Source organism: Halolactibacillus miurensis, from assembly GCF_900116255.1.
Lineage (GTDB): Bacteria > Bacillota > Bacilli > Bacillales > Amphibacillaceae > Halolactibacillus > Halolactibacillus miurensis.
The window spans coordinates 1-23,939 of the sequence record NZ_FPAI01000024.1; the positions used below are offsets into that span (position 1 = coordinate 1).

22 protein-coding genes and 1 riboswitch are annotated in these 23,939 nt (G+C 39.6%); of the genes, 14 read left to right on the forward strand and 8 right to left on the reverse strand.

From position 1 onward, the window contains the following. Window positions 1–345 (forward strand): hypothetical protein (locus tag BM390_RS12185; RefSeq protein WP_089855122.1); only part of this gene is annotated, 345 nt, incomplete at its 5' end. Between the two features lie 132 nt (window positions 346–477). Here BM390_RS12185 and BM390_RS12190 read toward each other — a convergent pair. After that, window positions 478–816: a YolD-like family protein gene (locus BM390_RS12190; RefSeq protein ID WP_062323246.1), complete on the reverse strand. Its 339-nt coding sequence runs from the start codon at window positions 814–816 to the stop codon at window positions 478–480. Beyond that, the gene (locus BM390_RS12195; protein WP_062323244.1) at window positions 806–1,156 is read right to left on the reverse strand and encodes a YhjD family protein; all 351 of its coding nucleotides are present in this window, start codon (window positions 1,154–1,156) and stop codon (window positions 806–808) included. Before BM390_RS12195 ends, BM390_RS12190 begins: the two co-directional genes overlap by 11 nt. 293 nt (window positions 1,157–1,449) lie before the next feature. Here BM390_RS12195 and BM390_RS12200 point away from each other — a divergent pair, with 293 nt between their 5' ends. The 4 genes from BM390_RS12200 to BM390_RS12215 all read left to right on the forward strand — a co-directional run bounded on the left by BM390_RS12200 (window position 1,450) and on the right by BM390_RS12215 (window position 5,358). Then, a complete protein-coding gene (locus tag BM390_RS12200) occupies window positions 1,450–2,406 on the forward strand; it encodes a hypothetical protein (RefSeq protein ID WP_062323241.1) in 957 nt (318 codons plus the stop codon). Between the two features lie 339 nt (window positions 2,407–2,745). Beyond that, a riboswitch (ZMP/ZTP riboswitch) is annotated at window positions 2,746–2,826 on the forward strand. 77 nt (window positions 2,827–2,903) lie between these two features. Beyond that, window positions 2,904–4,088, forward strand: coding sequence for a 3-phosphoglycerate dehydrogenase family protein (locus BM390_RS12205; protein ID WP_089855126.1), 1,185 nt, complete (start codon window positions 2,904–2,906; stop codon window positions 4,086–4,088). A 134-nt stretch (window positions 4,089–4,222) separates the two neighbouring features. Next, window positions 4,223–4,678, forward strand: coding sequence for a VOC family protein (locus BM390_RS12210; protein WP_062323239.1), 456 nt, complete (start codon window positions 4,223–4,225; stop codon window positions 4,676–4,678). Continuing rightward, a complete protein-coding gene (locus BM390_RS12215) occupies window positions 4,678–5,358 on the forward strand; it encodes an SDR family oxidoreductase (protein ID WP_062323237.1) in 681 nt (226 codons plus the stop codon). Before BM390_RS12210 ends, BM390_RS12215 begins: the two co-directional genes overlap by 1 nt. A 54-nt stretch (window positions 5,359–5,412) precedes the next feature. Here BM390_RS12215 and BM390_RS12220 read toward each other — a convergent pair whose 3' ends face one another. The 4 genes from BM390_RS12220 to BM390_RS12235 form a co-directional block, all read right to left on the reverse strand. Next, on the reverse strand, window positions 5,413–6,552 hold the full coding sequence (locus tag BM390_RS12220; RefSeq protein WP_089855130.1) for a YecA family protein: 1,140 nt from the start codon (window positions 6,550–6,552) through the stop codon (window positions 5,413–5,415). A gap of 238 nt (window positions 6,553–6,790) precedes the next feature. Next, complete coding sequence (locus tag BM390_RS12225; RefSeq protein ID WP_082394567.1) at window positions 6,791–7,375, reverse strand: class I SAM-dependent methyltransferase; 585 nt, start codon at window positions 7,373–7,375, stop codon at window positions 6,791–6,793. A 130-nt stretch (window positions 7,376–7,505) separates the two neighbouring features. Further along, window positions 7,506–8,792, reverse strand: coding sequence for a glycoside hydrolase family 27 protein (locus BM390_RS12230; RefSeq protein ID WP_089855170.1), 1,287 nt, complete (start codon window positions 8,790–8,792; stop codon window positions 7,506–7,508). A 115-nt stretch (window positions 8,793–8,907) separates the two neighbouring features. Continuing rightward, on the reverse strand, window positions 8,908–9,774 hold the full coding sequence (locus tag BM390_RS12235; protein WP_062323229.1) for an AraC family transcriptional regulator: 867 nt from the start codon (window positions 9,772–9,774) through the stop codon (window positions 8,908–8,910). Window positions 9,775–9,971: 197 nt separating this feature from the next. Here BM390_RS12235 and BM390_RS12240 point away from each other — a divergent pair, with 197 nt between their 5' ends. From BM390_RS12240 to BM390_RS12275, 8 genes are all read left to right on the forward strand, one after another. Further along, the gene (locus BM390_RS12240; RefSeq protein WP_062323227.1) at window positions 9,972–13,703 is read left to right on the forward strand and encodes an alpha-L-arabinofuranosidase family protein; all 3,732 of its coding nucleotides are present in this window, start codon (window positions 9,972–9,974) and stop codon (window positions 13,701–13,703) included. Window positions 13,704–13,916: 213 nt separating this feature from the next. Then, a complete protein-coding gene (locus tag BM390_RS12245; protein WP_089855133.1) occupies window positions 13,917–14,246 on the forward strand; it encodes a DUF3784 domain-containing protein in 330 nt (109 codons plus the stop codon). Window positions 14,247–14,257: 11 nt separating this feature from the next. Next, a complete protein-coding gene (locus BM390_RS12250) occupies window positions 14,258–14,734 on the forward strand; it encodes an NUDIX hydrolase (protein ID WP_062323223.1) in 477 nt (158 codons plus the stop codon). Window positions 14,735–14,842: 108 nt separating this feature from the next. After that, entirely contained in the window at window positions 14,843–15,889 is a 1,047-nt protein-coding gene (locus BM390_RS12255) for a C45 family autoproteolytic acyltransferase/hydrolase (protein ID WP_089855136.1), read from the forward strand. Window positions 15,890–15,992: 103 nt separating this feature from the next. Beyond that, the gene (locus tag BM390_RS12260; RefSeq protein WP_062323219.1) at window positions 15,993–16,340 is read left to right on the forward strand and encodes a DUF4234 domain-containing protein; all 348 of its coding nucleotides are present in this window, start codon (window positions 15,993–15,995) and stop codon (window positions 16,338–16,340) included. An 18-nt stretch (window positions 16,341–16,358) separates the two neighbouring features. Continuing rightward, window positions 16,359–16,748 carry a DUF2752 domain-containing protein gene (locus tag BM390_RS12265; protein WP_062323217.1) on the forward strand — a complete coding sequence of 130 codons (390 nt, stop codon included), beginning with the start codon at window positions 16,359–16,361 and terminating at the stop codon, window positions 16,746–16,748. Between the two features lie 64 nt (window positions 16,749–16,812). Beyond that, the gene (locus tag BM390_RS12270; protein WP_089855138.1) at window positions 16,813–17,619 is read left to right on the forward strand and encodes a metallophosphoesterase; all 807 of its coding nucleotides are present in this window, start codon (window positions 16,813–16,815) and stop codon (window positions 17,617–17,619) included. A gap of 195 nt (window positions 17,620–17,814) precedes the next feature. Continuing rightward, entirely contained in the window at window positions 17,815–20,523 is a 2,709-nt protein-coding gene (locus BM390_RS12275; RefSeq protein WP_089855140.1) for a ribonucleotide reductase barrel domain-containing protein, read from the forward strand. Window positions 20,524–20,702: 179 nt separating this feature from the next. On the opposite strand, the gene BM390_RS12280 is transcribed toward BM390_RS12275, so the two are convergent. Continuing rightward, a complete protein-coding gene (locus BM390_RS12280) occupies window positions 20,703–21,059 on the reverse strand; it encodes a hypothetical protein (protein ID WP_062323208.1) in 357 nt (118 codons plus the stop codon). Between the two features lie 166 nt (window positions 21,060–21,225). Between BM390_RS12280 and BM390_RS12285 the strand changes: the two genes are divergently transcribed. Continuing rightward, window positions 21,226–22,989, forward strand: coding sequence for a glycoside hydrolase family 3 protein (locus BM390_RS12285; RefSeq protein ID WP_062323205.1), 1,764 nt, complete (start codon window positions 21,226–21,228; stop codon window positions 22,987–22,989). 97 nt (window positions 22,990–23,086) lie between these two features. Here the strand turns inward: BM390_RS12285 and BM390_RS12290 are convergent, their stop codons facing one another. Next, window positions 23,087–23,815 (reverse strand): GTP pyrophosphokinase, encoded by a 729-nt coding sequence (locus tag BM390_RS12290; protein WP_089855143.1) that lies wholly within the window; start codon window positions 23,813–23,815, stop codon window positions 23,087–23,089. Window positions 23,816–23,939 lie beyond the last annotated feature (124 nt).

Sequence of the window (23,939 nt, forward strand, 5' to 3'; positions counted from 1 at the left end):
TATACCAGTCAAATTGGCAAGATGAAATATATGAAACGGCTCGGTGTGTCCATTCACATGGCAGCCGCTTATGTCATTGCCCGTCGGGCAATGGGTTTTAAAGAAAAACTCCCACCGATGTTGTATTCACTTGTTCCAGAGCAGAAACAAGGTCTACACCATTGGGCGCAATGGGCGTATATGACGCGTACCCTGTCTTTTGTTAGAACCCATGCGTTCTATCAGACAGAACGATTCGACCAAAGCAAGTTGTGTTCCTGGGACACACTATTTCCCCAACATGCTTTAACAGATGTTGAGAAAATAGGTTTGCGGCGGTTGGAAAGTAGAAAAACCTATGCTTAGTTGAACGAGCATGGGTCGCCTTTAGGGTGTCCTTATGGAATCCCCTTCCTCAAACATTCGTGAGAATGTTAGGTGGGGGTAGTTCAATCATAAAAATAGCGCGTAAAGTTAATGTGAGATATCCTAACGCTTTTACAGGAGGCGAATATCAATCATATCGCTTAACGGAATATGATCAAACCCTTTTGATGTAGCAATTTCTAGTGTATTCGAATTGATTAAGCGTGTGTTTTCTCCTGATATTGTGAGATGCTGTTTGTTTTTATAATAAGTCAAAGTGACAAGCCCTTTTGTTTTAATAGCGATTGAAAGAGACTGGTTAATCTGAGTTAATTGATCTTCCGATAAGAGTGGACGCTCTTTCGGCGGTGGGGTTAAGTCGTGTTCTCTAATGCGGGCTTTATGTTCCGGTAATATCATCCGGCTTGATTCCCAAATTAAATTACTGCCTTCTGATAACTTATTGATCATCTTGGTCATCTCCTTTGAATAAGTAATAGCATAAATAACGTTCAGTTAATGCTTTTAATTCTGCTGGTGTAAAGTGAAGCATCTTTTTCTCTGTTGTTGAATCAATTTGATACGTCACCTTCTCTGGTGTTTGCTGGATCTTTTTAACTGTCATTTTCTCTTCTTGATACATTACTCTTTTCGTTGCTAATAGATCGGTTTGAATAGTAGATGACAAATTAGTTAGCCCTTCTTCGTATAAATAGTCAAATTTAAAGTGAGATAAAAATGGTGCATTCTTCTTACAAACAATGAGAAGTAAAGGTAAAATAATGGCATCTAAAATGAGTTGGTCTCGCATAGTAAGGGCCCCTTATAGTGAAAAATACAAACAAGAACTTTTGTTCTTATTTTAGCGTAAATGATTAAAAAAGACAAGAATAAATGTTCGTAAAGTGTATATAGTTAGATGCTTATATAAGAATAAATCGGATATTATAATACATTTGACCCGTATAGGAAAGAGAAAACATCAAAAAAAAATAAATTTTTGTTCAACAATTCACATTTTATTCACAGACTTTTTCTATATTTATGTTAATATAGTATGTGAAGCAAGTCACAATACATAGATTATGAGGAGGAGAAAGAATTATGAAAAAATTGATGACTTTATTAATGATGTTAATGATGGCAACACTACTTGTTGCTTGTGGTGGCGATGACGCTGCAGAGGACAATGGGGATGACAACGGCGCAGAGGACAATGGCTCTGACGCTACAAGTGCACCAACAAAATCTGATATTACAGATGAAGCTTCTTTATTAGAAGCAGTTGAAAATGGTGGATGGATCGTGATCTTCACAGAAGACATGGAAACATCTGAAGAGTTAGTTCTTGCACCAGGTGAACAAGACGGAGAACCTGCACGTAAGTTAGCGCTTTACACACAAGATGAAGACCGTAATATTACAGCTCAATTCACTTTAACAACACCAAAATTAACTGTTCAAGGTGAGAACACACGTATTCAAGGTGGTACTTTAAAAGGTGATGTTTACGTAGAGGCAAACGGCTTCTCAATTCCTGATGGTACAATCGATGGTAACCTTTACTTTGCTTCAGAAGAGTATGAAGCATCTGCTGATCTTTCAGGTGGTACAGTAACTGGTTCAGTAGAAGTTGAAGGTGCAGACGTAACAACAGCACCAACACAATCAAACATTACAGACGAAGCTTCTTTACTTGATGCTGTTGAAAATGGTGGATGGATCGTGATCTTCACAGAAGATATGGAAACATCTGAAGAGTTAGTACTTGCACCAGGCGAGCAAGAAGGCGAAGCTAAGCGTAAATTAGCTCTTTATACTCAAGATGAAGACCGCGTGATTACTGAGCGTTATACTTTAACAGCACCAAAATTAACTGTTCAAGGTGAAAACTCACGTATTCAAGGTGGTACATTCAAAGGTGATGTTTACGTAGAAGCAAATGGCTTCACATTACCAGAAGGTACAATTGACGGTAACCTTTACTTTGCGTCAGAAGAATACCAAGAATCAGCTGATCTTTCAGAAGGTACAGTTACTGGTTCAGTAGAAGTTCAATAATTTAAGACTTACTTCAAAAAAGGTTCATAAGCGAACGTTACCAAAAAACGCACAGAATAAAATCTGTGCGTTTTTTTGGTATAAAGAATGATATTAAATGTTAAAAAAGCTATGATGATTTCTCGTTAAATATGGAGAGGAAGAAAATAAAAATGCGACACGGACGTTAAAATCCATACATAAAAACATAAAAATAGCGATAGGCACAGTTATGATATACCGAACGTTTTTATACGTTTTGGTTTGTAATATTAATATTTAGAAAATTTGCACTTGATTATTGGAAAGTGATTTGTTATATTTAATGTGTTCTCAAGTTTTCAAAATAGATGTAATAATCAAGTAATACGTAACTGGCGTACACAGAAACTACTGTGAGGGAGCGTATTATACATAAAGCCGTTCGCCTGGGTGAGAGGTAAAGGGGGAGAAATCTTCCTTGCCTTTTTCTATATTCATATTGTGAATATAATCACACATTATTAGGAGGTAAGAAGATGAGTAAACAAACTGTTATTAAACCATTAAACGCGATTTCTGAGAAGGGGCTCAATTTATTTACGGAGGATTACCTTATTGATGAAAACGCTAGTCAACCCGATGCGATAATTTTAAGAAGCTTTAACATGCATGATATGGAGTTGCCATCATCGTTAAGAGCGATTGGACGTGCCGGTGCTGGTGTGAATAATATTCCTTTAGATGTCTGCACAGACAAAGGAATTCCGGTATTTAACACACCGGGTGCGAATGCGAATGCAGTAAAAGAACTTGTCATTACTTCGCTGATCGCGTCATCTCGTCAAATGTTTGACGGTGTCGCATGGGCAAAGACATTAATCGGTAAGGGCGATGACGTACCAAAGCTTGTAGAGGAAGGCAAAAAACAATTTGTCGGTAAAGAAATTCAAGGGAAAACGCTTGGTGTCATTGGTCTCGGTGCCATTGGTGCAAGAGTCGCCAATGATGCGCTTGAGTTAGGTATGGACGTCATTGGTTATGACCCGTTTATCTCTGTTGATATGGCTTGGAAGTTATCTCGCGCTGTCAAACGGGTGCATAACATCGATGAATTATTCAAAGAAGTGGATTACATTAGTATCCACGTCCCGCTCATTCCAGAAACAAAGGGTTTATTAAATAAAGCAGCATTTGATAAAATGAAAGACAATGTGTATATTCTGAATTTCTCACGCGGTGGGTTAATTGATGATGATGATATTGCCGTTGCGTTAGAGGAAGGGACTGTTGGTAAGTATATTACAGATTTCCCGAATGCGAAAACATTAGAAATGAAAAATACGATCTCTATTCCGCACTTAGGTGCCTCTTCTGAAGAATCAGAAGAAAATTGTGCGATGATGGCCGCAGAAGAATTAATGGAGTATTTAGAAACAGGTAATATTAGAAACTCTGTCAACTTCCCTGATGCCGCACTTCCGTACCAAGGTCATCCACGGGTAACAGCTTTCCATAAAAACGTGCCGAAGATGGTAAGTAAGATTACGTCAGAAGTATCTGATGTCAACTTAAACATCGTTGATATGACTAATAGAAGTTATAAAGATCACGCCTATACGATTATTGATTTAGAAGGCGATATTGCTGAAAGTGATTTTGGCGCACTTGTTAAGCGTCTTGAAGGCATTGAAGGCATGGTAACAACGCGTGTCATTAAATAATCAAATATAATAGTAAACATGAAAGAAGTAGAGCGCTCGATGCTTTACTTCTTTTCATTTTCTCTAAAGTTTTTTTGTTTAAGTTAGGGTGTATAAGGGGAAATGTACCGTAATAATGAAAATGAGGTGATGGCGTGAGTGGATTGGACACAACATGTGTGACGCAAATTGGTATTTTAGTCAACGATATTGAGAAAGTGAGACAGGCATATAGTGAGATTTTTCAAATAGAAGAGCCTGAAATCATTGAAACGGGTCCAATAGAAGAGGCAGAGACGAACTATCGAGGGAAACCATCAGAAGCAAGATCAAAGTTATGTTTCTTTAATTTCGGTCAAGTTCAGATTGAACTCATCCAACCTGATCAACACCCGAGTACGTGGCGTGAATACTTAGATGAGCACGGCGAAGGGGTGCATCATATTGCGTTTGTGATTAACGGGATGAAAGAAAAAGTCATGTATCTCGAAGGAAAAGGCATTCCACTTGTTCAAGAAGGGGAGTATGATGGTGGACGGTATAGTTATATGGATAGTACGGATAATTTAAAAGTTTTGTTAGAGCTGTTAGAAAATGATGAGGTGTCGTAATGCGTGTTGTTATTACAGGAGCGAATAGGGGGCTTGGATTTGCTTTTGTTGAAGCTTGTCTTAAGCGTGGTTATGATGTATATGCCTGTTATCGCAAAGACCCAGGAAGTCTATCGACGCTTCATTCTCAAAAACTGATGCGTATCCAAGTCGATGTGACAGATGAGTCCTCGCTTAACGCGTTTCAAAAGAAAATCCAAGACTATAACGAAACCATTGATGTATTAATCAATAATGCGGGTGTCTTAAATGGGCGTGATGCGCGTGTCGAGGCCGTTGAAGTAAATGACATGTTAACGGCGTTTCAAGTTAATGCCCTTGGACCTTTACTCACGGTGAAGCATTTACTAAAACATATGGAAGAAAGCAACGTGAAGCGGATCATCAATATTAGTTCTAATGCGGCAAGTCTAAATCATGCGTATGCTCCGGATTATCCTTACGGGATGACAAAGGTCGCCTTGAATATGTTCACCGAAAAATTAAGAAAAGAAGTTGAGGGACGTGGCTATCGCGTCTACAGTGTGCATCCGGGTTGGATGCGGACGGATATGGGCGGGGCATCAGCGGATATTTCCGCAATAGAGGCGGCGGAAGCGATCATACAGCACTTTATTGAAGCAGCGCCGGAGGGGGCGCATACGTTTTACGATTATCAAGGTCAACCAATGGTTCACTAAAATAAAAAGCATCTGACGCGATGTCAGATGCTTTTTATTTTAGTGAAAAAAACATTACTTACCGCAACACTTTTTATACTTTTTCCCACTCCCACAGGGGCACGGATCATTACGACCAATTTTCTTTGCCGGTTCAGATGTTTGTACCGTTTCTTTTTTGCGTTTATTCCCTTTTAATGCCCACGTATGAATCGAATCTTGCGAGGCTTGTAAGAGGGCAAGCAACATCTTTTTATCATCATCTGATGCTACGGGAAGATGTTGACTTAAGTAAAGAAAACTTGGGTCAATATCAATAAAACTATTTAACAGAATGAGACAATCATCCATGTAACGGTTCATCGTTTGATCATCGAGTAAATAGCGTTCTTTTAAATGTTTCACCAGTTGAATTAATTCATCGGTTAAGTCCATAAAATCTTCTGTGCCCGCTTGAATTAATTGATCATCAGTAAAGCTATAATGTTTTTGGTAGATAGATTTTTGTTGTTGTTCTTTAAGTATATCTAAATCAACGACGCGACTATCCATTAAATCTTGATCATTTTCATTCATATAGTCGTAGTAATTTTTCGCATCTTTAATAACCGCATCCACCCGGACGAGGTTAAAACTAACGATGGGGCTAACGAGTTCAAAGACCGTTGATTTTGGCATATAGCCATAATAATAAAGTAAGCCTTGAGTCAGTCTAATGACCGCATCATTAATATCTGCCTGGATCTGCCATTCAGTTTGGTCATAGGTAAGGAAATATTCACGCACATCATCAGGCATAACTAACATATCATCTTCTTTATCTTTTACCGCAAAAGTAAGACCAGTATAGGTAAAGAACGCAAGCTTATGGGCGGTGAATGAATCAAGATAAATCTTGTCACCTGCCAGTATTTTTTTTAACCAATTCAATCGTTCATTATCCATTGTTAAGATAAAGCGATCGATCGCCGTTGATTGTTCTTGGACGAGACGCTTTATTAAAGGTTGTTTCGTTAGTTTTGATACACCTTCGATACCGCTAAAGCGTCTAATCTCATCTAAATCTTTCTTTGTGAGTTGAGTTAAAAAAGCAGCTTGTGTGGAAGACGATGGTCTATCTTTCAACAATTTTTTATATGTGAATGTGATGTGTTCTTGTGTATTTTCACGTTGGCTATGTAATTGTGTGAAAAAATCTTGTAAAGCAACGGACACGGTTATTACCTCTTTTCTATAATTAAAGCTGTTAACGGAGACGTCTTGTAGGATAAAGACAACACTTAAGAATATACACAATAGACCACTACTGTGTCAAATATCATTTGTGAGTCGTCATTATTAAAATAATTAAGAAAGAACGCTCATAACTTCAGTTATAGGGTTTGGCATGTGTATAAACGAAAAAACAGACCGACAGAGTGGTTGTGGTGCGTGGTGCACGCTCGCCCTTTGTCTATCCATATTCTGCAACAATTACCGTGATGATTTTCTTGAAATAATACGTTTTTTGAATAACGGTGAAATGTTGGTCAATGAGTTTGTCTGTTGGTCGGTTTAAATGACAGCCGTCGGCTAGCTGTTTCCACATCGGTGTCAACTTATCTTGTATGGTTTGTACAAAAGGTGATGCCGCCCTAATATGTTCGATGAAATATAGCTTACCGCCTGGTTTTAATACGCGTTTAAGTTCGTTAAACGCTTGATCTGGTTGATCGATCGAACAAAAGACTAATGTAGACACAACGGTATCAAATGTATGATCCGGCACTGGAATAGATTCAGCCCCAGCAGCTTCTATATGAATGTAATCAGGCACCGGTTTTTGTTTTGCTTTCTCGCGCATAGCCTTATCAGGCTCAATCGCATAAACGTCTGTTGTTTCCGGGTTAAAAAAGGGAAAGTTCACCCCGGTACCACTTCCGATATCTAAGACGTAGCCGGAGGCGTGTTTTAACAAAGTACGTCTTTTTTGTGTTAAAAATAGTTTTTCAAGTGGATACATCACTGTATCATAAACGCTTGCCATAATTTTACCCATGTTAATCACACCCTTATCATTGATGCCATTAATCATAACGGTTAGCGGTAGGGATGTAAATACTTCTGCTTCATAGGCAAACGACAAAAAGAGAATGACACAGAGTCATTCTCTTAAAAAAAACAATCATTTATCTTGAAAGCTTGAGTAAAATCGAGGCGTGAGGTCGGATGTCAAAAGACAAAGGTTGATTTAATGTCTTTTTTTCATCAGTAAAAACCACATAACAGTCACCTGCGGGTTTTATATCATCTGGTAACGCATTCAAATCAAATGTAAGCGTGCGAGAAGTGTCATTTAAGTTAAACAGTGCGACATAAAGATAATCTTCAGTCTCAGAATACCAAATCACCTCATCGTCATGACGAGATAATTGGCGCTGGTTTTTCCCTGTACGATGAACGTTAAGTAAATCTTTGTTTGTCAGTAAGTCTAAAGTAAAAGTATCGTTATCACGGCATTCACCGCCAAACATGAAGGGAGATCGAAACATCGACCATAACGTCATTAAGGTGATTTGTTCATCTTCTGTAAAGCGCGTGTACCGATCGCTTGCCCCGCCGTCAACAGACCGAATCCCGATACGACCAAGCGGCAACATATCAGCATCTGGCCAGTGCCCCGGCCCGACATTTTTACTCCATTTATGACACCGAGTAAACATATCTTTGAGTAGCGGCCATACATCCCAAAAGTCATCGGTCATGCGCCACATATTCGCATGATCCTCTAAATCGGCCGCCTCGTCTAAATGACTCGGACCAGGAGAGAGTGAGAGGACCATGTCCCGTCCGGTTTGGTCGATGGCCTGGCGGATCATTTTAATCTCATCCATGTGGCTGCCGTGATAAAGCTTAGAATCAGCAATATCATCAACTTTGATAAAATCAACGCCCCAGCTCGCGTATAAATCAAACAAAGAGTTGTAGTAGCATTGACCGGCGTCAATATCTGAGCGGACGCCATACATATCTGTATTCCACGGACAAATACTGTTGGTTTTGGCAATGTCACGTGCCGTTAATGGTGTCCCTTTAATTGGCATATTCTGATGAACAGCTTGTCTAGGGATCCCGCGCATAATATGAATACCAAATTTAAGACCAAGGGCGTGGATCTCATCGGCTAATGGTTTAAAACCTTGATTATCTTTTGCGCTTGGAAACCGGTTAAGGGCAGGTGTTAGCCGTGAATACTGATCCATTGTTAAATCTGCAAATGGACGATAGACAGAGGAGACCGCGCCTGATTCATACCACTGAATATCAACAACAACATACTCATACCCAGCTTCTTTCATATGTTCGGCTATATATTTAGCATTCCCTCTTACTTCTTCTTCTGTCACAGTGGCGCCGTAACAGTCCCAACTATTCCATCCCATCGGTGGTGTAGGGGCGAGCGTGTGGTGTGGTATTTTCATGTTTTATCCTACCTTTCTTCATTTGATCATGATTATTTGATTACTTTCACTTTAGCTGATGTAGGTGTTTTAAACAATTGTAAAAAAATCTGAGAAGGGTAATATCTTGCTACAAGATTGTCCACGTTCGCTCAAAGAAGCGTTGTTTATCTTTACGGTACAAAGACGGTGTTGTCCCGAACTGTTTTTTAAATACTTTGGAAAAATAATTCCCGTTTTGATAACCAGTGGCACGGGCAATAGTATGAATAGTCTCATTCGTGTTAGCTAACCGCTCACAAGCATGGTGCAAGCGTATATCCGTTAAAAAGTCAATCGGTGTCGTGCCAGTCATTTGTTTGAATAACCGACTAAAATGATAGATAGATAGTCCAGAGACCTCACTAATAGACGTCACATCGAGATCTTCGTTAAAGTGCGCGGTCATAAATGCAATGGCTTGTTCAATCGCGGGCGGGAATGTGTGATGTGATAAATCAGAAAGATAAGCTTGTAGATTCATCAAAAAATGATAACTTTCTTTCGATGCTTGAAACAAAGAAGTGAATTGATCGTTTTTTGCTAGTGACAACATCATTTTCAACTGATGAATGACCGCACTGTCTTCTGGCATTTTAAAGACAGGGGACGCTATAGATGAGCGTTGAGTATATTGTGTCGCAAAGTCCCCGGCTAGTGTGAGATAGAAAAAATGCCAATGATCAGAATCAGCTGGCAAATAGTAACGATGTTCACTTGGAATATTAACAAGAAAAGCTTCATTTTTATTCAAGGTCATCTCCTTGCCACCGGTAGAAAAAATGCCAGAACCGCTCAGAGTATATTGAAAGAGTAATGTGTTGGTATCAGGTCGGTCTGTCCCTAACCAGTCATAATGAGCGGTATGACATTCTTCTCCGATCGCGTATAAATGGATGGGTACTTGATTTGATTGCTTAAATCGAAAACCAAACGTATCGATAAGATCACTTCGCAAAAGTTATTTGGATGAGTTTTAACATCTACATTCTAACACATTCGTATAAGTTTCTAAATATTTTCACTTAAATTAGCTTTATTATGACAGCGTTAAGCTTATTTTCAAGCGTTTTTAAATAAAACCCTTGAATAATAGTTAGAAGACACTATAATAGTTATAAGTACAAGTTGTGAAAATAAAGGAGCGAATGAATCATGAAACGACATGTCACCCCTCTCTTAACGGAATGTTTATTAGCACACTACCCATTTGATGAGGATGAGTATATTGGTAAAGACATAAGTGGAAAACAGCACGATCTTGCGCCACTTGGTTTACAGTTACCTGAGATTAAAACAATCCACAATCGTAAAGGTGTCTATTTTCCGGGTGGTAACCATGGTACATCTTATTTGAAATTACCTCATCACCTTTTAACTGGTATCAATGACGAAACAGGTTTAACGGTATCGACATGGGTCTACTTAGAACGTGGTGAAAATATGTGGGAGCGTATTTTTGATTTTGGTCATGGGCCGGCAGGTCCTTATTTATTTATGACGAGACATTTTAGAAGTGTCTGTTTTAATGGACAAGACCTTGTCGCAGATGCGAGTCATACCTTCCCAGAAAACGAATGGCTACATGTCGCGCTCTCCATCCATCCTACAAGACGAGGAAAAGAATCAAGCGCCGGTCCGGTTGTCTATGTCAATGGTGAATGCGTCGCTGATGGCTTGATCTCTCAAACGTCTAGTGGCACATATAAAGCACTAAGAGAATGGTTTGACACGCTAGAACAGACGAATATGTATACCGAGAACTTTATTGGAAAATCACAATTTTTTGCCGATAGAGACTTTCACGGCGCCATCAGTGATTTTAGACTATATGATAAAGCCTTAAGTCACGATGAAGTATTAGATGTGTTATGTGAGTCGCTGAGTGATGAAAAGATTGTGGCGTTAGCGACTGACCATTATTTGAAGAGTCCGCACCCGATTGTTCAAACGGACCTTGATTTACCCACGAGCTTAATGGGAGACAAAGTGTCTGTTGAATGGTTATCTTCCGACAGTGATGTCCTCAGTCATGCGGGGACGATTGTTGAAGCGAAAAAACCAACAGCCGTAACATTAACCGCTAAGGTTACTCGTGGTGATGTTACAGACGAAAAAACATATCCTGTCACAATCTTGCCAAAGTCAAAACCAACTCATGAACTTGTGATTGATGCTAATCAAAAAGGTCTCGATATAGCGCCGCACATGTATGGGTTATTTTATGAAGATATCAATAATGCAGCCGATGGGGGGATTTATGCCGAATATGTCCAGAATCGGTCTTTTGAGTCATTTGTCTTTGACACGTATGACCATCAGTCAGGATCATGTGGTTGTTCAACAGGACGGAACCATGCACCCCTTCATATGTGGTTCGGCGATCTTGATCAGGTAAAAGTAGAAACGGTTGGAGGTTTAAATGCGTACTTTGGTATTGAAGATAATGAAGTTAATCAGCATTACGTGACGATAGAAAAAGGCGCAACGTTAATTAATAGAGGGTTTACCGACAACAATCAAGCCCCACGGATGGCATTTAAACAAGGGCATCATTATGATTTTACCGTCTGGGCTAAAGCGAATGAAACAGCCGAACTCGACATTCAACTAAGAGACAGTCAAGGTGTACTTGTGAGTGAAACGGAGACGCTAACGGTGATCGATGGTGGTCAGTGGAGAAAGTATCAAATGACACTCACAGCCAATCAAACATGTTTTGGTGAATTAGCCTTAACAGCACAAGACTCTCTGTCATTAGATTTTATTTCACTTATCCCGCGTGATGTCTGGGGTCAAAGTGAAGAAGAAGGCTCATCATCCGCGCACCAAAACTATTTAGCTAATCCTAATTATCGTTTAAGAAAAGATTTGGTTCTTGCGTTAAAAGACTTAAACCCAGCCTTTTTACGGTTCCCAGGAGGCTGTATTAGTGAAGGGTCATATATTTGGGATAACGTTTACGAATGGAAAGATTCTATCGGACCAGTTGAAACGCGTAAAGAAAACTTTAATGTCTGGGGCTATATGATGACGATGGGACTCGGTTATATGGAGTATTTCCAACTCGCCGAAGACTTAAATGCGACACCGCTTCCTGTCATGGCTTGTGGTGTGTTATGCCAAGCGCGGTCTGATTATGTCAATCCTGCCGGTGGTAAGTTAAGAGATCACTTTGTGAAAAGCTTTACCGACTTAATTGATTTTGCGCTAAGTACCGATGTAGAAACAAACCCGTGGGCAAAAATTCGCCGTGATATGGGGCACCCTGCGCCATTTGATCTTCGCTACTTAGGGATTGGGAACGAAAACTGGGGCACCGAGTTATATGCGAATTTTGCTTACTTTAAAACAAAAATCGATGACTATATGGACGCACACTACCCAGAGCACACCTTAACGATTGTTTCAACCGTTGGTGCCCAAGCAGATGATGAGGCATTCCAAGAAGGTTGGAAGTACTTAAGTGGTAAGATGGAAACAAATCAAGACGTGACGTTTACTGATGGAGAGAAGGATGTCACGGAGACAGTGGATTGGTATCAAGATCAACCACACTTTATGGACACGATCGCTGACGAACATTATTATCGTTCGAATGATTACCTTCTGAATAACGTGGACCGGTATGATTACTATGAGCGCCGTTATGATAAAACAGGTGAATTAAATGAAGCGGAGACATCTAAAGTCTTTGTCGGAGAGTTTGCGTCAACGGATAAAAATACATTAATGGGCGCCATCAGTGAAGCGGCGACAATGACCGGTTATGAAAATAACGCCGATGTCGTCCGGTTAGTGGCCTATGCACCATTATTTAATAAAGTACTCACCGATCAAACGTATCGCTGGACACCCGATTTAATCTGGTTTGATGATGCTTCGGTTTGGTTTACACCTAATTATTATGTCCAGCAATTGTTCGGTCATTCCGTTGGAAAAGAGGTCTTACCGACGCAATTAAAAGCGTATGAAGAAGATTCGTTAACCACTCGTCGACCAAAGGGTGGCATCAGTTTATCGACAAGTGAAGCAACAATCTTATTAAAATCAGTTACAGTAAAGAAACTTGATTCAGATGAGGTCCTACTGCATCAAGATTTTACTGCACCACTCGACGAACGGTTTTCGCTCATACCTGGAAGTGAAGACTTTACTAAGACAACAGATGGCATCATCTTCGAAGGACGCACGTCAGGACGTAACGGTCTGTATCTGTTAGCGCCTGATTGGACTGATTATGAGGTGACATGTGTGGCGCAAAAAATAGCGGGTGAGACAGGTCTCTTTGTCGGTGTAGGTTTAAAGTCAATTGCACCAGAAGATAAGACTGTGATTGAGTACGCGATTTTACCAGATGGGCGCTATGACGGGATAAAAGTCTTTAAACACGGGAAAGAAGGTTATACACTTGGAGATTATTCCTCAAGTATTTTAGCAGGTAACCTTCGACGTGGTTATGAAGGCGCATTTAAACAAGGTGTTGATTATACCATCCATGTCGTCTTTAGTGACCAAAATCGACAACTGCGGTGTCAATATTTTAATGAAGAAGAAGCAAGTGAAACACTCACATATAAATTAGAAGCGTATCAAAAAGACCTCTTTACGTCGGTGACGAGTGATGAAAGCGCGGTCTATGTGAAGCTTGTGAACGCAGAAGGTTACGATAAATCCGTCACCTTAACGTTTAAAGCGCTGGATGTTGCAGATAATGTCGAGGTAGTGACAATCACGGGTGATGAAGCGGACCTTCATGTCCCTAATATTAATACGAAAAACAATGAAGTGATTTCACCGGTAACGGATACAATAAACATGACTGAAGACAACTGTGTCACTGTTCCAAAGTATAGTGTGGTACTTGTTAAACTCGTGCGAAAGTAAAATATAAGGTGTTGTCTTTTCCTTCATTTAATTAAATAGTGATAGTAGATTTGGGGGAGAATCTGGTGATTTTCCCCCTTATTATATTCATTCTTTTTAGTTCAGACGTCTCCTTTTTGTTGTGTGTCAGTTAAACACGCCTTATTTTTTTCTAAGAGGCATTCATACCTTCTGATATAATGAATGTAGGAATTGATTCGGGAGGGATTAATAATGGGAGAGATGATTGTCATCATCCTTATTGGTATGTGTTCTTTTGGTTGTTTTGTGATAAGTGTTTTACAATTTATCCAAAAGGGATGGCTGTTTAATAATGCCTATATATATGCTTCTCAAGAAGAGAAGGGGACAATGGATAAGACGCCTTATTATAGACAGTCAGCTGTTGTATTTGCCTTATTAACAGTCATGTTTTTTTGCGTTTTTATGGGTGTCGTGTTTAAAAAAGAATGGTTATTCGTCTTGGAAGGCATCTTTCTTGTGGTTACTGTCATATATGTTGTTCTATCATCTATTACAATAGCAAAACAAAAAAAGACATAAGGAGGACGAAAATGGATATTTCATTTGAGGTGGCTGATAAGAAATTCAATTACAGGGTGTGCGCTATGATGATCCATGACGGAAAAATCTTAGCGATGAAAGATGACCGCTCACCGTATTATTATCTACCGGGAGGACGAGTGAAAATAAGTGAGACATTAGAAAGCGCCGTCGTCAGAGAAGTGGAAGAAGAATGTCAGGTGACGCCCAAAATGATTCGTCCGCTATGGTTAAATCAAGCGTTCTTTCAAGAAGATGTGGATCACTTAACATATCATGAAATCTGTCTCTATTACTTGGTCGATATTTCTCACGCGAACTTAATGACCAAAGGCGAACAATTTTCATTACAGGAAGGTAACAGCCAGCATCAATTTCGCTGGTTGTCCTTTGAAGAGTTAAAAGAGGCATATTTCTATCCGCTGTTCTTAAAAGAAGCGATTTATGATTTACCGAAAGTTCTCACCATCAGAACAGAACGAGAATGACACAATGAACCTGTAAGGTGGGAAAAAGATGTTCGTCACTGTTTTGAGAGCAAATAATGAGCATCTCAGTTTAACATCTGATAAGATAAGTGGACAGGAGGGACGCTTATGCATCAAGTATCAATGGATATTGTCAGGTTTAAAGGTGACCATTATCAGTTTGGTTACAAACAAGGTCAAGTACTAAAAGGGAGTTACTTAATCGAGTCCCGCCGAAAGCAATTTAATGAGCGAAAAAAGACACATTTCCTTACCAATCAAGACGAGGCGATTGAATTATTAAGACTTAGGCATGCGCCACTGATTGATGAAATATACGGGTTAAGAGATGCCTTACATATCTCAACAGAAGAAGCTATCCGTCATTTTGCGGGGTATTATATCGAGGTTAATAAAAGTGGCTGTTCCATTATGAATGGATCGAATATATTTGTTCGAAATTATGACTCTCACCCGGATAGTTATGAAGGGCGGTTTGTCATGTATCAGCCGACTGATGGCGGCTATCGTTCGATGGGACCATCGATGCAAGTAACGGGACGAACAGATGGCATCAATGAAAAAGGGCTCGTTGTTGGTTATAACTTCACAAATAGACGCTATTCAGGAGACGGGTTCATTTGTAATATGATTGCCCGCATTCTGCTGGAAACAGCGAGGGATGTTGATGAGGCTGTGAAGATATTAAAAGAGCTACCTCACCGGCGAAGTTTTTCATATGTCTTGATGGATTCAACCGGTAAATCTGTAGTTGTCGAAGCAACGCCAAGACAAGTCGTCACACGAGAAGCACGTATGTGTACGAATCACTTTGACATCTTAAAGGAAGATAATCGCTATCAATTTGATGAATCACGTGAACGATTAGATAAAGTGAAACATCACTGGCACAACAATCTGTCGGTGAAGCAAGCCTATGAGGCGTTTAATGCTGAGGAGGCTGACATCTTTTCAACCGATTATCAACATAGTTCAGGTACCTTGCATACGATTGTGTACCGACCACAGGACTTATGTGCCTATATTGGCGTGGGTCGGCAGAAACGACCGGTTCGATTAGATTTAGATGATATTAATGAGACCCGCGGCGTCTATGTGAAACGAATCAAAGGAACCATTCAGTGGCCACGCCCATATCTAAATGAGCGGGCATGATAAAATTGTCACAATCTTTCGTTTACACCTTATTTTTCTAATCTGTCTATGGTAAAATCATCTTGTATCATGTGAGATCTAAAAGGGAAATGAGGTGAAATAAATGATTAAACAACGAAGTGTCGCGATGGTCATTATTTTGACGTTAATCACGTGCGGTCTTTACAACTTGTACTGGATGTTTGCTATTACAGAAGAGTTAAGTTACACAACGAATGATCCTAACTTTTCAGGCGCAAAAGCACTTATTTTCTTATTTTTAACGTGTGGGATTTATGCTTTCTTTTGGTACTACATCGTCGGACAAAAAATGGCGGAAATGCAACGTCAGCATAATATGCTCGTTAAGGATAATGGTGTGTTATATATCGTGTTAGCCATCTTTGGTTTACCAATTATTGCGGATGCGATTATCCAGGCAGAAATGAATAAGTTTGTTGGTGTCGTATAAGAAAGGAAGGGACAACGGATGAGACATTATCTTAAGAAACTTGATAAACGTATCCTAATAGGATTAGGTGTTGTAGGTGCAGGTGTTTTTTATTTAAAAGTGTTAGCACCGACATTTCATATACATATACCTTGTCCATTTAAACACGTCACGGGCTTTGATTGTCCAGGATGTGGGATGACACGCCTCACCCTCAGTCTTTTAGAAGGCGATGTGTATCAAGCTTTTCGTTATAATAGTCTCCTATTCGTTCTTATCCCGTTTTTTATACTCTATTACACCTTATTATCAAAAGGAAAGAAAAAGTCAAGTGACTATGTCTTGTACGGCATGTTAGTTATGACGATTGTCTTTGGTGTGCTACGTAATACACCGATGTTTAGCTTTCTTGCGCCAACAACGATTTAACATGTGACCGCCTAAACAATCGTTTTAGGTGGTTTCATTATTTTAAAACAAAGAAGGTCAGTATATGGCATCTTATTTCTTTTTAATCATTTTCGTTCTAACCCTTATCCTTATTGGGTACCGTGATACGTTTAGCGTTAAACGCCAGTTTGTCTCGGTAACATTACCTCATCTCACGTCACCTCTTAGAATGTGTCAATTAACAGATCTTCATGGGCACATGTTTAAAGGCTCTTACGCCTTATTAATCAAACGCATCACAGAAGATGCTCCTGATATGATTGTCTTAACTGGTGATATGATTGACCGAAAGACAACATCTTTCAATCACGTCCTTCATTTAATCAAACAACTCGCAACACTTGCGCCTGTTTACTTTGTCATGGGTAATCATGAGGTCAGTCATCCAAGGCAAAGCGTATTTCTTCATGCATTAACCGACTTAGGTGTAAATGTCTTACGAAATGAATCGATCATAGCCTATCACCAAACTGATGCGATTCGCTTGGTCGGTGTTGGTGACGCTTCATCGTATGATGCCGACTTATCACGTTCCTTTTCAGGTGTTGGTGCGACTGAAGCGGTCATTTTGTTATCGCATACCCCTGATATCGTCGACCAATTATCAACCGAACCAGTGAGGCTTATTTTAAGTGGTCATACTCATGGTGGGCAAATCCGGTTGCCCTTTATTGGCGCTGTGATTGCACCTGGACACGGTTTGTTTCCAAAACGCACGAAAGGGTTGTATCCGTTACCGAATAAGCGTCAACTATATATTGATAGCGGCCTAGGCATGAGTCGAATCCCTGTTAGGTTTTGGAATCAAAGTCAATACAGTCTCATCGATATGTGGTCAGAAGAACAATGAAAAAAGACGGATTGTCAAGTGATAAATTTCGTTGAAATTTTTCGTTTTGTGCTAGTTGTTGGTCTGTCGCTCTTTATGGTCTTTAAATATTTTTTGATAGACAGAGGTAAGACTTTTTACCCTCTACAATCAATATCTATGTTGTTATAATATTAGAGGTGTCTATATATAGTATATATTTCAGGAGGCGATACTGTGTCAGAATTATTAACAGAGATTTACGGTGAGTTAAACAAAACTCCTTTCCAAGTGTTATTACAACTTGATCGTTATACGGTAAAAGAAATGGATGTATCAAAATTAAATATTGGGGATGTTGTGGTGGCGATTTATGATGAATCGATTCCGGAATACCCACAAAAAGATTTTGGTCGCGTCATCGAGATGGACAATCAGACGGTAACATTTATTGGTGAAGTATCAAACCAAACACTAACGGTACCACGTCGACATGTGTTGATTCCACTTGATTATAAATGGTCAGATTCCGTTGAGCGCTATGTTTTAGGTGCGATGTCCATTGAGGAAACGTATAAACATCAAGATTTAGATACATTTAAAGACCGTATGTATGATAGTTTATATAAAGAAAAAATTGTCCCAGGTGGACGTGTCCAGGCATCAATGGGGATTTATGAGAAATATGGCAAGCAATTTGATTTAACGGCTTATAATTGTTATGTCTTACCGAATCCGAAGGATTCACGTAAAGGGATTATCAACGGCTCGCTTTCTGAAATGACTGAGATTATGTCACGCGGTGGCGGTGTCGGTATTGCCTTATCAACCCTTAGACCACGGAATGCCCGTGTATATGGTGTGAATGGGATTTCTTCAGGTTCTGTTAGTTGGGGTGGTTTGCTTAGCTATGCGACGGGCCTTATTGAACAAGGTGGCAGTCGCAAGGGCGCCTTAATGTTACAATTACACATCTCGCACCCGGATATTTTTGATTTTATTACGATCAAACGTGAAAGTGGTAAAATCACTAACGCCAATCTGTCTGTACAAATTACAAAAGAATTTATGGAAGCAGTAGAGAACGATGCTGATTGGCATCTCATCTTCCCAGATACACGCCATGCAGCTTATGATAACGATTGGGCTGACAAGTATCAAGATATTCATGATTGGTTAGAGGCAGGTTTACCCGTTGAAATTTATCAAACAGTGAAAGCACGAGAACTTTATGATTTAATTATTGAATCCGCACATGCTTCAGCTGAACCAGGTGTCATGGTTTATGATCATATGAATGATGGCTATATGCCAAGTACGCAACAATTGATTCCTTTAGAAGGGACAGGGCTGTACAAATTAGATCCAGAATCACTGAAGAAAAAACATGAAGCAACACCGTGGAACAATACGTACTATTACCAGAAAAACGTGTCATCCAATCCATGTGGGGAACAACCACTTTGTGGAAATGGTATTTGTAACTTGATTCACATTAATCTAGCGGAATTCTTTAAGAAAGAAACAAACGATGTTGATTGGGATGATTTAAAACAAGCGGTAGCCGATGCGATTCGTTATGCGGATGATGTGATTGATTATACCGTTTATTTCCGCGAGGAAAATGAACGCGTGCAAAAAGAACAACGCCGGATTGGGATGGGTACGTTAGGTCTCCATGACTTATTGATTGATTTAGAACTACGTTACGGTTCAGATGAATCGATTGCATTTATTGATCGGCTCTATGCGTTTATTAAAAACAGCGCGTATGAAGCTAGTGCGAAATTAGCCGAAGTCCGTGGACGATTCCCGAAATATGACGAGAAAATCCTAGAAGCACGCGTGCCGAAAAGCTTAGATGATGACGTAAAAGCATTAATTAAAAAACACGGCTTACGCAACTCACACCTACTCACACAAGCACCAACCGGTACAACCGGAACGAAAACAGGTAGTGAAGGTTACAGTCGCTCTACAGGGGTGGAGCCTTTCTTCTCAATTAAATGGGAACGTGAAAGCCGTCTCGGTAAAACGATCGATTATTTAGGTAAAGCTAAAGATTACCTTGAGCGTACGGGTGAAAAAGTCCTACCTGACTACTTCGTCTCAGCGATGTGTGTCGAAAAAGATGGGACACCAAAAATTACGCCGAAAAATCACGTGGATGTCCAAGCGGCGATTCAAAAACATAATGACTCAGCGATTAGTAAAACGTGTAATGTTCCTAACCACTTTACTGTGGAGCAAACGAAAGAACTCTATAGCTACGGAATAGAAAAAGGGGTTGTCGGGTTAACGATTTACCGCGACGGTAGCCGTGATACACAAGTGTTACGCAGTGTCAGTGACGAAGAAGAACAAGTAGAAGAAGTGACAGCATCACCAGCACAAGCGATTACGTTTGAAGACGATGACCGCGAATTCACGTCAGCTAAGTTCTATAAGCGTCCGACACGATTAGTTGGTGAAACGATTAAATCAGCGACACCATTTGGTAAAATGTATGTCACTGTTAATCGTCATCCTCAAACAGACTTAATTGAAGAAGTCTTCCTTAACTTAGGTAAAACAGGCGCAGACATTTCAGCAATTGCGGACGGTTTAGCGATTGCTTTAACGGGATTATTAAGTCCGCGTATCGCGAACTTAACCCAACAAGAGAAAGTTAATTGGATTATTAAGAAGTTTAACGGCATTAAAGGCCAAAGTGCGGTTGGTTTCGGTAAAAATCAAATTGAATCCTTACCAGATGCCCTGGCAAAAGTCTTGATGCAGTTAGGTGAAGATAATGAAGCAGCGGTTGACGTACCCGAATCAATGGGTAAATTCTCGAGTGGTTCCGTTGATATTTGTCCAAGCTGTGGCCAGTCCACATTTGTTAAACAAGATGGTTGTACGACTTGTCTGACTGACTTAGGTGGTTGTGGTTATTCTAAGTGTTAATAAGTCATATAGCGAAGAAACAAAGACAGTATAGTTATGTGTCCTCAGCAAGTTCAACAGTCTAGGCTGACAAGGACGCTTTTTGATTAAGAATAATGGATACATGAAGAAAAGAAGGATGATGGCTATTTAGCATAGCCATCATCCTTTTTATGCTTTTAATATTTAAACAACAGGAGTTAAATATTGTCCTGACGTTGCGGTAACGGATCATGTGTTTCATTACCAATTATTTTAATATGAAGATTAAAAACAATGGCTTGACCAATGTTGTAGTTTTGCGGTTCGACATGTATACCGGAAATGCCCGTTGTTTTTGTTTGTGAGACGATATCTTTTAATGTATGCAAAGAAGACAGGGTGAAAGTTGATGGTTCAATAACTGTTTTGCCTACCTGTTTGATTGAAATTTTTAAATTGTCTTTTGATTTTACTAATGCTTGTTGCTTGTCTTGATTGATTAAAACGTCGGTTATTTGTGTTAATAACAGACTTGCACCAACGCTCAAGGCAAGTGCTTGGGTAAGTTTTTTCATAATCAGAACACATCCTTTATTGAGATAGGTTCATTATATCGAACGAATCGTAAGGTGTCATTGTTTGTACGAATATGTTTTTATAGAAAAGGCTTTCTTTTTTCATTTCCTACATGTATACTAGTATATAAATGAAGTGTATTAAACAATACGGAAGGGGATTATTATGCGCGTAGATTTAACAAAAAAACCTTACAATTTAGATGAAGCAAGCATTGCTTGGGTGAAAGATACGATCAATAGTATGACAATTGAAGAGAAGATTGGCCAATTATTCATTAATATGGGCTCAGAGCGGACTGAAGAGTACTTAACTGGAGTACTGAATAATTATCATATTGCGGGCGTCAGATACAACCCAGGAACAGCTGAGGAAGTCTATGACCAAAATAAAATCTTACAAGAAAATAGTAAGATTCCATTACTGATTGCGGCAAATACAGAAGCTGGTGGTAATGGGGCTTGTAAAGACGGGACCTATGTTGGGCATGAAGTCAAGATTGCAGCAACAAATGATGAACGCTATGCCTATGAAATGGGCCGTATATCAGGTGTTGAAGCGGCAGCGATTGGCTGTAACTGGAGTTTTGCGCCGATTGTTGACTTAAACCGTAACTGGCGTAACCCGATTATTTCAACCCGTACGTGGAGCGGTGATGTTGATTTAACCATTAAGATGTCGCTTGCCTACATGAAAGGGATCACAGAAAGCGGGATTGCTCCAGCTGCCAAGCACTTCCCAGGGGACGGTCTAGATGAGCGTGACCAACACTTATCATTTAGTGTAAATTATTATTCTAAAGAAGATTGGGACGAAACGTTTGGCAAAGTGTATGGTTCATTATTCGATGCCGGCTTACCATCTATTATGGCTGGTCACATTTCATTACCTGAATATGTGAAACACTTTAACCCAGATGCGGCGGTTCAAGAACAGATTTTACCAGCGACATTAAATAAATATATTTTAACGGATCTTTTACGTGATGAAATGGGCTTTAATGGCCTTGTTGTGACGGATGCTAGCCACATGGTGGCAATGACGGCATCAATGAAGCGTCAAGACATGTTGCCAACAGCGATTGCTGCTGGATCTGATTTATTCTTATTCTTCAATGATCCAGATGAAGATTTCCAGTGGATGTTAGAAGGCTATCAAAACGGTGTCATCACGGATGAACGCCTAGAAGAAGCACTCACACGTATTCTTGGTACAAAAGCAGCATTAGGTCTACACAAGAAAGAAAAAACAGCCTTATTGCCAGATAAAGAAACAGCAATGGCCACCATTGGTCTTGCGGAAAACAAAAAAATTGCTGAGGAAGTGGCTGATAAAGCGATTACGTTAGTAAAAGACCAACAGGACATCTTCCCGTTAAATGTAAACAAATCAAAACGTGTGTTACTTGTAAATGTCGAAGGACATAAAGGTGGCTTTGGGGCACTTATTGGAGCTGAACAAGTGCGTCCCGTTGATACATTAAAAGAGATTCTTGAACAAGAAGGATTTGAGGTATCTATTTGGGAATCAACTGAAGAACGGATTAACAAGTTACCAGAAGAAGAACGTGCACAAGCTATTGCGAATGTCTATGCACAAAAGCGTCCAATTAAAGAACTCGTAGAACAATATGATGTGATTATTAATGTGGCGTCTGTTCAACCAAACACGGATCAACGCATTCAGTGGCCAGCATCAAAAGGGACACCAGATATTCCTTTCTATGTTCATGAGATTCCAACGATTTTTGTATCGGTACAGGCACCGAATCATTTAGCTGATGTGCCACAAGTTCAGACATTTATTAATACGTATGATTCAAAGCCATTTACACTTCAAGCACTTGTTGAGAAGATGATGGGACGTTCAGCATTCACAGGTATCTCACCAGTCGATGCTTTCTGTGGATTTCTTGATACACGTTATTAAATCGCAGTTATCTGACGAATTAAATAAATAGGTACACATTTGATTAAGGCCCTTTGTCCATTTGAGACAAAGGGCCTTTACGCACGATAGCATCATATTACAAGTCATCATCATTTAAGAGTGTATTAAGGAACTGAATTGGTAATTGAAAGCGTTCATTATCTAAGCTCAATTCATCAAGTGGATCTTCTTCATCATATTCCGCTTTAATCGCCGCCATTTCCTGATGTAGTTTCTCCATTTTTTGATCAAGTTTATGGGCCGCTTCTGCTGCTTCTGTTAGCTCGATATTTAAATGTTGGAGCACTTGTTTATTAAATTTATAGTAGATTTTGTGTTCTAGGCTAGCCCAGAAGTCCATGGCGATTGTACGGATTTGCACTTCAACACACACATTCTCTGTTCTGTCTGACATAAAGATTGGAATGGATAAGATTAAATGAAGACTACGGTACCCATTAGGCTTCGGTGATTGGATATAGTCTTTTTCACTTAATAAGGTGATGTGATCCTGTTGTTTTAACATGTCGCGGATGATGTAAATATCGGATTCAAATGAACACGTGATCCGAATGCCAGCGATATCACGAATGTGTTCTTTAATAGCCACCGGACTAGGTTTAATTCCTTTTTTCTCGACTTTTTTTAGAATGCTTTTGAGTGATTTGACCCGGTGCGACACATGTTCAATCTGATTATATTCATGGATATAGGTGAACTCTTGTTTTAAAATGTTCACTTTGGTCATCATTTCATTGATGGCAAATTTGTACTGCATGAGAAAACGCATCAGTTCTTGTTTTTTTAGTTTTAAATCAGCTGTCATAAGAAATCTCCTTGTGATTGTTATACTGTTATATTATCGCTTCAGGGCGAGAAGACACCTTCCTCAAGTGCGTCAGCACTAGGTGGGTGATGAATCGCTTGTTTTCAATATTTTTGAAGTGACA

What these genes read in the sequence shown, in the direction of transcription:
- BM390_RS12190 (WP_062323246.1), bottom strand. Translation starts at nt 816, where the DNA reads ATGATCAATAAGTTATCAGAAGGCAGTAATTTAATTTGGGAATCAAGC.
- BM390_RS12195 (WP_062323244.1), bottom strand. Translation starts at nt 1,156, where the DNA reads ATGCGAGACCAACTCATTTTAGATGCCATTATTTTACCTTTACTTCTC.
- BM390_RS12200 (WP_062323241.1), top strand. Translation starts at nt 1,450, where the DNA reads ATGAAAAAATTGATGACTTTATTAATGATGTTAATGATGGCAACACTA.
- BM390_RS12205 (WP_089855126.1), top strand. Translation starts at nt 2,904, where the DNA reads ATGAGTAAACAAACTGTTATTAAACCATTAAACGCGATTTCTGAGAAG.
- BM390_RS12215 (WP_062323237.1), top strand. Translation starts at nt 4,678, where the DNA reads ATGCGTGTTGTTATTACAGGAGCGAATAGGGGGCTTGGATTTGCTTTT.
- BM390_RS12225 (WP_082394567.1), bottom strand. Translation starts at nt 7,375, where the DNA reads ATGGGTAAAATTATGGCAAGCGTTTATGATACAGTGATGTATCCACTT.
- BM390_RS12240 (WP_062323227.1), top strand. Translation starts at nt 9,972, where the DNA reads ATGAAACGACATGTCACCCCTCTCTTAACGGAATGTTTATTAGCACAC.
- BM390_RS12245 (WP_089855133.1), top strand. Translation starts at nt 13,917, where the DNA reads ATGGGAGAGATGATTGTCATCATCCTTATTGGTATGTGTTCTTTTGGT.
- BM390_RS12250 (WP_062323223.1), top strand. Translation starts at nt 14,258, where the DNA reads ATGGATATTTCATTTGAGGTGGCTGATAAGAAATTCAATTACAGGGTG.
- BM390_RS12255 (WP_089855136.1), top strand. Translation starts at nt 14,843, where the DNA reads ATGCATCAAGTATCAATGGATATTGTCAGGTTTAAAGGTGACCATTAT.
- BM390_RS12260 (WP_062323219.1), top strand. Translation starts at nt 15,993, where the DNA reads ATGATTAAACAACGAAGTGTCGCGATGGTCATTATTTTGACGTTAATC.
- BM390_RS12265 (WP_062323217.1), top strand. Translation starts at nt 16,359, where the DNA reads ATGAGACATTATCTTAAGAAACTTGATAAACGTATCCTAATAGGATTA.
- BM390_RS12270 (WP_089855138.1), top strand. Translation starts at nt 16,813, where the DNA reads ATGGCATCTTATTTCTTTTTAATCATTTTCGTTCTAACCCTTATCCTT.
- BM390_RS12280 (WP_062323208.1), bottom strand. Translation starts at nt 21,059, where the DNA reads ATGAAAAAACTTACCCAAGCACTTGCCTTGAGCGTTGGTGCAAGTCTG.
- BM390_RS12285 (WP_062323205.1), top strand. Translation starts at nt 21,226, where the DNA reads ATGCGCGTAGATTTAACAAAAAAACCTTACAATTTAGATGAAGCAAGC.
- BM390_RS12290 (WP_089855143.1), bottom strand. Translation starts at nt 23,815, where the DNA reads ATGACAGCTGATTTAAAACTAAAAAAACAAGAACTGATGCGTTTTCTC.